The following is an 11,007-nucleotide window of genomic DNA, read 5'->3' on the forward strand; positions in this document are numbered from 1 at the left end:
CCACCAGCCCCGCGGCGGTCACCACGACGGGCGAGGGTGAGCCGCCCGAGAGTTACTGGGAGCGTCGGCGGGCCATCGCCGCCCGCGCGGCGGGACCCGACCGCCCGCTGGCACACATCGACTACACCGATGCCGAACACGCGGTGTGGGCCACGGTGTCGGCCACGCTCGGCCCTCTCTGGGAGCGATTCGCTGCCACCGAAGTCCTCGCCGCTCGAGACCGACTCGGACTCCCGACCGACCGCCTCCCGCAATTGGCAGAGGTCGACGCCGCCCTCCGGCCACTCACCGGATTCGGCTACTGCGCCGTGGCGGGTCTCGTTCCGAGCGACGAGTTCTTCGGAGCGCTCGCCCGCGGGATCTTCTCCTCGACGCAGTACGTGCGGTGGCAGGGTTCGCCGCTCTACACGCCCGAGCCCGACGTGATCCACGAGGTGATCGGCCACGCGAACTGTCTCGCCTGTCCCGAGATCGCGGAACTCCATCGCCTCGCCGGCGAGGCGGTCGGACGGGTGCAGGGCGACCGCCAGCGGCAGTTCATCTACGACGTGTTCTGGTTCAGTGCCGAGTTCGGCGTCGTCCGCCAAGACACGGAGCACGGTCCGGGCGTGCGCGCATACGGGGCCGGTCTGCTCAGCTCGCCGGGGGAACTCGAATGGTTCGGCGGTCACGCGGAGATCCGTCCGCTCGACCTCGTTCGAATGGGACGGATCGGCTACGACATCGACGAGTACCAGCCGGTGTTGTTCGCCGGAGAGTCACTCGCGCAGGTGCTCGACCTGGTCGGCGGCTTCTTCGCCGAAGCGAGCGACGAGTCGGTCGACCAGCTGCTCACCGCGCCCATGTGAACGGGTAGCCGTCGTCCGACGCATCGCGCGCCGCATCGGTGACGCGGAGCGGAGCGAAGGTGTCGAGCATCACGGCGACCTCCTCGGTGGCGGTCGCATCGAGGCTCGCTTCGACGCTTCCGGGTTGCGGGCCGTGGACGAAGCCCGCGGGATGATACGAGATCGAACCGACGTCGATCCCGGTCCCGGCACGACTCATGAAGTTGCCCGCCGAGTAGAACAGCACCTCGTCGGAGTCGGTGTTCGCGTGGTGGTACGGGACCTTCACGGCATCCGGATGGAAGTCGAACAGTCTCGGCACGAACGAACAGACGACGGCACCCGGCAGCGCGAATGTCTGGTGCACCGGCGGCGGTTGATGGATGCTGCCGACGATCGGTTCGAAGTCGGCGATGTTGAGCGCGTGCGGATACACGCAACCGTCCCATCCCACGACGTCGAACGGGTGGTTCCGATGGATGTGACGCGACCATCCGCCACGGTTGCGGACGAGCACGGCCGCGTCGCCGCCGTCGACGTCGATCAACTCGGTCGGGGCGCGCAGGTCACGTTCGCAGTACGGGGCATGCTCGAGCAGTTGGCCGTACCTGGAGAGGTACTTCTCGGGAGGCGTGATGTGACCGCGGCTGGCGATGACGAGCGCATGCAGCGGACCGTCGCCAATCGTCCACCGGTGAGTCGTCGCCGCGGGGACCACCACGTAGTCCCCGGCCCCCACGTCGAGTCGGCCGAAGACGGACTCGAGTGTTCCGGCGCCGTCCTGGACGAACACCAACTCGTCGCCGATCGCATTCCGGTACAACCCGCTGTCGGTCGTGGCGACCACCCACGCGACTCCGACGTCCTCGTTCGCGAGGAGGGGTCGGCGTCCGCTCACCATGTCGGACGCCGCATCGACCGACAGCTGACCGGTGCGGATGTGTCGAGGTGTGAGCGGCGCGTCGGGTGTCGCCGACGCGTCGGGGGTGTCCACGTCCTCGATCGCGACGAGCGCGGACGGCGAGTTGCGGTGGTAGAGCAGTGACGAACTCGACGAGAATCCTTCCTGGCCCATCAACTCCTCGGCGTATCGGTGCCCGGCCTCATCGCGGTGGTGAGTGTGGCGCTTGGGCGGCACGTGTCCCAGTTGGCGGTAGTGCGGCATCTCAGTGCTCCTCGTGCGTGCGGTGGTCGTGCATGGTCGCGTCCGCAGTCCTCGACGCGGTGATCGTTCCGGTGACCGATCCGAGCCCGATGCGGGTAGTGGGATCCGAACCGGCCCAGCCGCGCAACGTGACGGTGTCGCCGTCGTGGAGGAACGCCCGCTGCGAGCCGTCGGGGAGTTCGATCGGCCGCTCGCCTCGCCGGGTGAGTTCGATCATGCTGCCCTCCGAGCCCGGCGTCGGGCCCGACACGGTTCCGGATGCGAACAGGTCGCCCGGTCGGAGGTGGGCGCCGTTCGAGGTCATGTGGGCGAGCTGTTGCGCCGGTGTCCAGTACATGTCGGCGAAGCCGGCCTCGCTGATCATGATCGCATCGATCCCACGCTCTCGCATCGTCGCGGATTGGAGGAGCACCTCGAGGTTCAGGTCGAACCCGGTGGGACCGGTGGTCCGCAGGTGCTCGCTGACCGGTGGATCCTGTTCCGGCGGATCGACCCGGAAATCGTCGAGCGCGTCGAGCGTCACGATCCACGGTGACATCGACGTCACGAAACTCTTCCCCAGGAAGGGTCCGAGCGGTTGGTATTCGAACGATTGGATGTCGCGCGCCGACCAGTCGTTGACGAGACAGGCTCCGAACAGGTGGGCGTCGGCATCGGCCGGCGCGACCCGATTTCCGTGAGCGGACGCGGCGCCGACGATGAAGCCCACCTCGGATTCGATGTCGAGTTGCTCGGTCGGCCCGTCGGCCAGCACTCGATCCCCGGCACCATGCACATTGGTGCCTGGCACCGACGTGCATGGGGCGTATCGGAGGCCGTGGGGTCGGGCGATGGTCGCGTGGTCGCCGACGATCGTGCCGGAGCGACCGTGGTAGCCGACCGGGAGGTGGCGCCAGTTCGGCAGGAGCGGGTCGCCGTCGGGGCGGAACAGCCGGCCGAGGTTCGTCGCGTGGTGCAGCGAGGAGTAGAAGTCGACGTAGTCGCCGACGGCGACCGGCATCATCATCGACAGGTCGTCGATCGCCACCAGCGACGGTTGCACCTCGGCGCGTGCAGACCGATCGATGAGCAGTTCGCCGATGCGGTCGCGCACCTCGCCGTGCGCCGCCCGCCCGAGTGAGGCGAACCGGTTGAGTGTCTGAGCGTCGTCGAGGAGTCCGTCGGCCGCAGCAGTGCCGACGAGGAATCGACTTGCGCGCCCGAGGTCGAGCGCCTGGTCGCCGATCGCGACGAACGCGCCGACCGAACCGTCGGCACGACGCGCGACTCCGAACGGCAGGTTGTGCAGTGGGAACGATGACCCCGGCGGGACGTCCACCCAGGTGCGCGCGTCGTGGTCCCGATCGGTCACAGGTTGCCCCGCTTGTCCTGCTCTCTCTCGATCGACTCGAACAGCGCCTTGAAGTTCCCCTCGCCGAAGCCGGTCGCACCACCGCGCTGGATGATCTCGATGAACACCGTCGGCCGATCGGTGATCGGCTCGGTGAACAGCTGCAGAAGGTGCCCGTCGCTCTCGTGGTCGACGAGGATGCCGAGTTGTTCGAGAGCGTCCCACGGAAGGTCGAGGAACGCGAGTCGCTGGCGTACGTCGCGGAAGTACTCAGCGTTCGCTTCGAGGAACCGCACGCCGCGCGACCTCAACGCGCCGATCGCCTGGACGATGTCGCTCGTGCCGAGGGCGATGTGTTGGACGCCCGGTCCGCGATACGTGTCGAGGTACTCCTGGATCTGGCTGCGCTTGAGGCCCTTGGCGGGTTCGTTGAGCGGCATCGTCACGCCCGAGTCGTTGGTGACGACGGTCGAGCGCAGCGCGCTGTACTCGGTGGCGATCTGGTGCTCGTCGAAATGGCGGAGTTGGCGGAAGCCCATCACGTCCTCGTAGAACGCGACCCATTCGTCGAGCTTGCCGGTCTCGACATTGCCGACGACGTGATCGATGCGTTCCAGCCCCACCGGCTCGGCACGCGGTTCGGGCGGGAGTCCGGTTGTCACGAAGCCGGGGCAGTAGGACCCGTGGTAGTCGCTCCGATCGACGAACGTGTGCTTCGTCTCACCGTAGGTTCCGATCGCGGCAAGTCGCAGCGTCCCGTGGTCGTCGGTCAACTCGTACGGCTCGCGCGCGGAGGTGGCTCCGCGGGAGATCGCGGACTCGTACGTCGCGGTCGCATCGTCGACCACGAACGCGAGATCCTGAGCGCCGTCGCCATGTTCTCGGACGTGGCCCCAGATCGGCGACGACGGCGTGAGTCCGGCGGTGACGACGAAACGGATGTCGCCCTGTTCGAGAAGATATGACGCCGTGTCGTTTCGGCCGGTCTCCGGTCCCGCGTATGCGGTGACCCGGAAGCCGAATGCGGCAGTGAGGAAGCCGGCGGTCGCCCGGGCGTTGCCGACGTAGAACTCGATCGAGTCCCACCCCTGCAGCAGCGAGGCGGGAACGGTGGTCGTCTGGTCGAGTGTGGTCATGTCGATCCTTCGATGGCGGAGAGTCGGTGTTCCAAGGTGTGGGGTGGGTGATGGGGTTTGTCGCATGGTCGCGCTGCTGCCCTATTTGTGCAAGCGATCGATCGATGAATGGTCAGAGTGACTAGTCTGAGTGGGCGATGATGCTCAGAACTGGTCACCATGTCCATTGATGCGCTCGACGCACGGCTGATCGGTCTGCTGCGGTCCTCCCCGAATCTCGCCGTTGTCGAGATGGCTCGTCGGCTCGAGGTCGCCCGCGGGACGGTGCAGGCGCGCGTCGAACGCCTCACCCGTACCGGGGTGATCACGGGGTTCGGTCCCGACGTCGCTGCGCCCGCCGCGGGATTCGGCGTCCTCGCATTCACCACACTCGAGATCGCCCAGGGGAGCGACGAGCAGATCATCGCCGGGCTCGAACCGATCGCCGAGGTCCTCGAGGTCCACGCGGTCACCGGACCGGGCGACCTCCACCTCCGCGTCGTCGCCAGCTCCAACGATCATCTCCACGACGTGCTCCAGCGGATCCTCGCGCTCCCTGGAATCACCCGCACGGAGACGCAACTTGCGCTCCACACGGCGATCGACCGTTCGATTGCCGACCTCGTCGCGCGGGGGACATCAGACGGCGATTCGCACGTCTCCTGATCCTCGGTCAAACTGGGTCCATGGCGATTCCGCACGTCCCGGTCATCGACGTCAGCCGGCCGCTCGACGGCCAACTCGACGCGCTGGACACCGCATGTCGAGACCACGGCTTCTTCCTCATCACCGGACATGGATTCGACGACGTCGTCGCGCGGACGTGGGCGGCGGCGCGCTCGTTCTTCGAAGCCGGCCGCGCCGTCCGACTGGCCGTCGAACGCGATGGCGACAACCCGCTCGGATGGTACGACCGCGAGCTGACGAAGCGCCGACGGGACGCCAAGGAGGTCTTCGATTTCACCGACCCGGCGTCGACGGTGGCCGACGGCTTCAACCGCTGGCCGAACGGTCTCGCCGGATTCCGATCGACGATGACCGAGTTCTACGATGCCTTCAGCGAGCTCTCCACGACTGCGGTCGAGATCGTCCATCGGGGGCTCGGGCTCGATCCCGGGGACGGCCTGCGATTCGGTGGTGCTCGCTCGAACAGTTCGGTTCGACTGAATCACTACCCGGTCGGTGATCCGGTTCCCGAGGAGGAGCGGGTCGGGCTGCGCGACCTCGGTGAATCCGCGCTCGGATACCACACCGATCCGGGGGTGGTGACGTTGCTGTTGCAGGACGACACGGGTGGGCTGCAGACGCGCTCCCGAGACGGAGAGTGGATCGACGTCGATCCGGTGCCGGGAACCGTCGTGGTCAATCTTGCCGACAGCGTGCAGGTGTGGACCAATGATCGCTATCGGGCGGCGGTGCATCGGGTCGTTCCGATGACCGAGACCGCTCGGATGAGCATCCCGTACTTCCTGCACCCGGCGCGCGATGCCGTGATCGAGCCGATCGATGAGTTGGTCGAGGGAGCCGCGCTGTACCGGTCGTTCGAATGGCGGGCGTTCATGCGAGCCCGCACCGATGACAACTTCGCCGACCTCGGCGCCGCCGACACCCAGATCGGTGACTACCTCGTCGCTGCGTCTTCCGGGTCGAACGCGTCCGAGGCCTGAACGAAACCCGTCCCGGCCGGTACGTCCGTCCGGCCGGTGGAGATGATCAGGGGTTGAGCGTCGGGCCGAAGGTCGGCTGCGGTGTGCAGGTCGATTCGAGCGTGGGCTGCGGCGGCGCCGGTGTCGTGAACCGCTCCGACCATTCTTCCGGGGTCGTTGCGGTGAGCGTCTCGGTGAACGAGGCGAGCCCGTCGGCATCCAACTCGGTGCTGCTCAGGTTGAACACCGTCGATGCGTCCTGCCAGAAGAGGCTGACGAGATCGGGATCGGTCGGTGCCGCGTCCACGAACGCGGGCTGGTCAAGAAACGTGGTCGATTCGAGTTGGCGTCCACCGAAGGTCAGCTGGCCGAGCGCGCCATCCGGGATCTGGGTCAGTCGTACCGTTGCCGTCGCTCCGTCGACGGGGACCTGGAACTGGGCGGTGTACGAGTCCTGACCGTCGCCGATGTCGAGCACCGAGTAGCCCTCGGGCAACGTTGCTTCGATCCTCGCGCCGCTGTCGATCGACATCGACTCGAACAGCGTGGTGACCTCGGGTCGGGCGACGGCCATTCCTGGCGTGTCGCTCGCGATCGCCAAACCGCACGGGATGAAGAACTGATACGTCGGCGCGGCGCCCTCGGGAGGGTCGGTCGGAACGCCCACACCGATCGAGCCGACCACGTCGAACTCCAGACCATCCACGGACGCTGGGTCACCGTCGATCTCGGCCACCCAGAGGGACGAACCATCGGGCATCGACACGAGCATCGTGCTCGCCCCGGGGGTCGACGGCGCGATCTCGACCTCGTCGACACCGATCTGTTCCTCGGGCACGAGCAATGACGCGCTGGCGGTGACGGGCGTCCGGAGCTTCGTTGCGGTGGTCGTCGGAGACGCGGTCGACTCCGTCGCCGAACCCACGGCCTGTTCGGTCGGTTCCGCGGCATCGTTGGCGTCATCGTCGGAGAGGAGCGACCAGACGACCACTCCAACCGCGATCACGGCGACGAGACCGGCGCCGCGGCGAACCCAATCGATGATCGATCGTTTCGGGCGAGGCGGTATCGCGCGTGTGCCGTGCGGAGCGGTCGAGACGACGGCTCCGCTCTCGGACCGCGCGCGAACCGTGCGTGTCGTGTCGTCGTGGCCGACGCCGAACAGCGATTCACGGATGCGGCTGCGTTCGGCGATCGGCATCGGGTCGACCTCGGGGCGGACCGCGAAGAGGGTGTTGAAGACGTTCATCCGCCCGCCGACAGTTTGAGTTCCCGGCGAATTCGACCGAGCGACGAGCGGACGTTTCCGACGCTCATCGCCAGCGTCTCGGCGATCTCGCTCTGCGAACAGGATTCCCAGATCGAGAGCAACACGATGTCGCGGTCGTCGGCGTCCAGTTCTGCGACCGCGCGCATCACACGACCGTCGAGGGTGTCGGAATCGTCGTGCACGGTCGAGATGGGGGTGGAATCGTCGTCGGACTCGGCACCGAGGAGATCGTTGTTCGACTCGTGTTCGACGACGCGGGCGCGTGGGCGATCGTCTCCCGCCGTCGAGAACAGCGGATCGTCGATGGAGCGCACGGACCGTCCGGTCGGGATACGCAGTGACCGCAGATGTGCCCGTTCGGTTTCGGCGTGGCGACGCAGGGTGGTGGTGGCGGCTCCGTAGAGGAACAGGCGCTCCGTCCCGCGTTCGCTGTCGAACTGGTCCCAGGTGCGCAGTGCGAGCTCGAATGTCTCGGATGTGATCGCGGGCGCAGTGGACGGGCCGACCCGTCGAGCGATGAGCGCGTGGACGGCGACCACGTGGTCGTCGTACAGGCGGGCCGCCGCTGCTCCGGTCAAGGGCACCGACGCATGTTGCCAGTTTCCGGAGGTGCCTGCTGTATTGCGTCAGCGGTTGGTCATCCCGTACGCATGGGTCGGGGTGAGCGTGAGCACGAGCCGGCCGTCGGCCACCATGGCCGCCCGGTAGTCGTCCCAATCATCGTGTTCGCCGGCGAGGGTGCGGTAGTACTCGACCAGTCGATCGACGGTCGCGTCACCTGGGTCGGCCGCGACGGGAGAGATGTCGACATCGGCCTCGACGACCGCGTAGGCCCAGTAGTCGTCGCGGTTCACGTGTAGCGATGCGCGCGGCGCGCGGCGCAGGTTGGCGGTCTTGGCGCGGCCGTCGGTCACCGAGATGACGATCCGTCCGTGGTCGTCGACCACGTAGGCGATGTTGGACGATTGGGGCCGTCCATCGGCTTTCTCGGTGATCAGGATGCCGTTGCGGTGCTCGCGTACGAATTCGATGGCGTCGGAGATCTGCATGCCTGCTGCAACGCCGACGGCGGTCGCACTGTTCCCTTCCGACCCGCCGCCCTGGGATCTCGTGAACTGTTCGCGCACGGAGCGCGGGAACTGTTCACGAGTTGGGCATCAATTGACGGGGGTCGGGGGCTCGTCGCCGCGGAGGAGGGCGATGACGTTGCGCGCCGCGAGTTCGGCCATGGCGGTGCGGGTTTCGGTGGTCGCGGAGCCGAGATGGGGAGCGAGAACGACATTGTCGAGGTCGACGAGACCGGGGTGGACGTCGGGCTCGTTCTCGAACACGTCGAGTGCGGCACCTGCGATTCGCCCGTCGTCGAGCGCGTCGACAAGAGCTGCTTCGTCGACGATCGGGCCGCGTGCGGTGTTGACCAGATACGCGGACCGGCGCATGGTGGCCAGCGCCGCAGCATCGATCAGGTGATGAGTCTCGTCGCTGTACGGGCAGTGGAGCGAGACGACGTCGCTGGTCGCGAGGAGTTCGTCCAACGGCAGCCGGCGCGCCTCGAGGAGCTGTTCGATGTCGGAGGCGACCGCCGTGCGGTTGTGATAGACGATCTCCATCCCGAAGGCGCGAGCACGAGAGGCGACCGCCGTGCCGATCCCACCCATGCCCACGATGCCGAGTCGGCGGCCCTGGAGGCCGGTGCCGAGCATCATGAACATCCCCCATTTCCACGGGGTGCCCGAACGGATGAGCCGTTCGCCTTCGCCGAGCCGACGGGTAGCGGCGATGAGGAGCCCCATGGTGAGATCAGCGGTGGCGTCGGTGAGGACGCCGGGTGTGTTCGACACCCGCACCTCGCGGGCGGTGCACGCCGCGACGTCGATGTTGTTGTAGCCGACGGCGACGTTGGCGACGATCCGAGCTCGTGGTGCAGCGTCGAGGAAACCGTCGTCCACCCGATCCGAGAGCAGGGTGACGACGCCATCGGCGTCGGCGAGCTGTGCATCACGAACGTCGATCGGGACCGGATCGTCCCCGTCCCAGGCCCACACCTGTCCGGCCTCGCGGAGGAGACCGAGCGCCGGCTCGGGAATGCGGCCGGTCACGACGATCCTCGGCCGGGGGGCGGTGCTGTCGTTCACTCGGCGATTCCGATCTCCACAACGGGGTCCACTGGGTGACCACGATGCCACGTCGTGCCCAGGATCGGGGAAATCACACCGACACGCTCTCGCAACAGCGAGGCGCACACGACCGGAGTTCGGCGCGATGCTGCGATACTTCGACGATGGGCTCCCGCAGACCGCTGCAGCACGTGACGATCCACGGGCACGAGGTCGGCTACCGCCGTGCGGGGCGCGAGAACGAGCAGACGATCCTGCTGATCCACGGCCTCGCCGGCAGCTCCAAGACCTGGGATGGCGTCATCGAGGCGCTCGCCGTCGACTACGACGTCATCGCTCCGGACCTGCTCGGCCACGGCGAGTCGGCCAAGCCGCGGGGTGACTATTCACTCGGAGCGTTCGCGAGCGGATTGCGTGACTTCCTCGCGGTGCTCGACGTCCGCAGCGCGACCATCGTCGGACACTCGTTCGGCGGGGGAGTTGCGATGCAACTCGCGTATCAGCATCCGCAACTCATCGATCGGCTGGTGCTCGTCGGATCGGGTGGACTCGGACGACAGGTGTCCGCGTTGCTTCGTCTTCTCGCTCTCCCGGGCGCCGAGTACCTGATGCCGATCGGGATCCCGAAGCCGGTGATCGATCGGGCGAACGAAGTGGGGCGATTCCTCGGTCGCCGCAACATCCGCTCCGCGCGCCTCGCCGAGATGTGGCGCGCCTATGCGTCGCTCGCCGGTGCAGAGAATCGTCAGGCGTTTGTCAAGACGATGCGCGGCGTGATCGAACCGGGCGGGCAGACCGTCGATGCGAGCGACCGGCTGTACCTGGCCGCGCGCGTCCCGACGATGATCGTCTGGGGTGATCGCGACGGGGTGATCCCCGTGGCGCACGCCTATGCGGCGCACGAGATGATCGAGGGCAGCCGCCTGGAGATCCTCCCCGACGTCGGCCACTTCCCGCATGTCGAGGCACCCGAGGCGTTCGCTGCGTCGTTGCTCGACTTCATGGGGACGACCGATCCGGGGCCCGACGATCAGACGCTGCGCGAGATCCTGCTGGCACATCCCGACGGCACCACCTGACGCCCAGCCGCACCCTGCCGTCGTTCTCGTGAACTGTTCGCGCACGGAGCGCCGGAGGAGTTCACGAGATCGCTGCTGGGTGGTGGTTGTGGGCGGGGGAGAGTGCTCAGCGGGAGGTGCGACGGGCGATGATCGATTCCTGGCCGTCCGCTTCGACGTGGACCAGCAGCTCGATGTCGGGCCGGGTGAACGCCGACCGGAGCTCACCCGACGGAGCGTGGAATGGTCCGGGCGATCCGGTGCCGGTTCGTGAGAGCACCGTCACGACACAGATCCCACCGTCGTCCATTCGCTCGACGAACGAGGGGTAGAGATCGACCGCACGGAACCGCTGACACACGATCACGTCGAACGTTCCCAACGTCGGGTCGATCCCGAGGTCGAGGTCGACCACGCGAGCGTCGACCCGTTCGTCGACACCGGCCGCGGCAGCCGCAGCCGACGTGAGTTCGATCGCA

The 11,007-nt window shown here is 67.3% G+C and carries 11 protein-coding genes and 1 pseudogene; 4 read left to right on the forward strand and 8 right to left on the reverse strand.

Annotated features, from left to right (window positions below; genetic code table 11):
• Positions 1 to 848, forward strand: an 848-nt coding sequence (locus WBV89_RS17865; protein ID WP_423982684.1) for a phenylalanine 4-monooxygenase, incomplete at its 5' end; no start/stop codon positions are given.
• On the opposite strand, the gene WBV89_RS17870 is transcribed toward WBV89_RS17865, so the two are convergent.
• Genes WBV89_RS17870 through hppD form a run of 3 tightly spaced genes read right to left on the reverse strand, consistent with a single transcriptional unit; the run spans position 832 to position 4,458 of the window.
• Complete coding sequence (locus WBV89_RS17870) at positions 832 to 1,992, reverse strand: homogentisate 1,2-dioxygenase (RefSeq protein WP_423982685.1); 1,161 nt, start codon at positions 1,990 to 1,992, stop codon at positions 832 to 834. The genes WBV89_RS17865 and WBV89_RS17870 overlap by 17 nt on opposite strands.
• A 1-nt stretch (position 1,993) precedes the next feature.
• Positions 1,994 to 3,343: a fumarylacetoacetase gene (gene fahA, locus WBV89_RS17875; RefSeq protein WP_423982686.1), complete on the reverse strand. Its 1,350-nt coding sequence runs from the start codon at positions 3,341 to 3,343 to the stop codon at positions 1,994 to 1,996.
• Positions 3,340 to 4,458, reverse strand: coding sequence for a 4-hydroxyphenylpyruvate dioxygenase (gene hppD, locus WBV89_RS17880; protein WP_423982687.1), 1,119 nt, complete (start codon positions 4,456 to 4,458; stop codon positions 3,340 to 3,342). The genes fahA and hppD overlap by 4 nt, the downstream gene beginning before the upstream one ends.
• Before the next feature lie 159 nt (positions 4,459 to 4,617).
• Here hppD and WBV89_RS17885 point away from each other — a divergent pair, with 159 nt between their 5' ends.
• Together WBV89_RS17885 and WBV89_RS17890 are read left to right on the forward strand one after the other, a co-directional pair.
• Entirely contained in the window at positions 4,618 to 5,103 is a 486-nt protein-coding gene (locus WBV89_RS17885) for an Lrp/AsnC family transcriptional regulator (protein WP_423982688.1), read from the forward strand.
• A 20-nt stretch (positions 5,104 to 5,123) separates the two neighbouring features.
• Complete coding sequence (locus tag WBV89_RS17890; RefSeq protein ID WP_423982689.1) at positions 5,124 to 6,104, forward strand: isopenicillin N synthase family dioxygenase; 981 nt, start codon at positions 5,124 to 5,126, stop codon at positions 6,102 to 6,104.
• Positions 6,105 to 6,150: 46 nt separating this feature from the next.
• Here the strand turns inward: WBV89_RS17890 and WBV89_RS17895 are convergent, their stop codons facing one another.
• The 4 genes from WBV89_RS17895 to WBV89_RS17910 form a co-directional block, all read right to left on the reverse strand.
• On the reverse strand, positions 6,151 to 7,332 hold the full coding sequence (locus WBV89_RS17895) for a hypothetical protein (RefSeq protein WP_423982690.1): 1,182 nt from the start codon (positions 7,330 to 7,332) through the stop codon (positions 6,151 to 6,153).
• The gene (locus WBV89_RS17900; protein WP_423982691.1) at positions 7,329 to 7,937 is read right to left on the reverse strand and encodes an RNA polymerase sigma factor; all 609 of its coding nucleotides are present in this window, start codon (positions 7,935 to 7,937) and stop codon (positions 7,329 to 7,331) included. Before WBV89_RS17900 ends, WBV89_RS17895 begins: the two co-directional genes overlap by 4 nt.
• 42 nt (positions 7,938 to 7,979) lie before the next feature.
• Entirely contained in the window at positions 7,980 to 8,402 is a 423-nt protein-coding gene (locus WBV89_RS17905; protein WP_423982692.1) for a PPOX class F420-dependent oxidoreductase, read from the reverse strand.
• Between the two features lie 108 nt (positions 8,403 to 8,510).
• A complete protein-coding gene (locus tag WBV89_RS17910; protein WP_423982693.1) occupies positions 8,511 to 9,452 on the reverse strand; it encodes a 2-hydroxyacid dehydrogenase in 942 nt (313 codons plus the stop codon).
• A 182-nt stretch (positions 9,453 to 9,634) separates the two neighbouring features.
• On the opposite strand from WBV89_RS17910, the gene WBV89_RS17915 reads away from it, so the two are divergent.
• Positions 9,635 to 10,549 (forward strand): alpha/beta fold hydrolase, encoded by a 915-nt coding sequence (locus WBV89_RS17915; protein ID WP_423982694.1) that lies wholly within the window; start codon positions 9,635 to 9,637, stop codon positions 10,547 to 10,549.
• 106 nt (positions 10,550 to 10,655) lie between these two features.
• Here the strand turns inward: WBV89_RS17915 and WBV89_RS17920 are convergent.
• A pseudogene (locus tag WBV89_RS17920) lies at positions 10,656 to 11,007 on the reverse strand (SAM-dependent methyltransferase); the annotation flags it as partial.

The organism is Ilumatobacter sp. (assembly GCF_049588435.1).
In the GTDB taxonomy this organism is placed as follows: domain Bacteria; phylum Actinomycetota; class Acidimicrobiia; order Acidimicrobiales; family Ilumatobacteraceae; genus Ilumatobacter_A.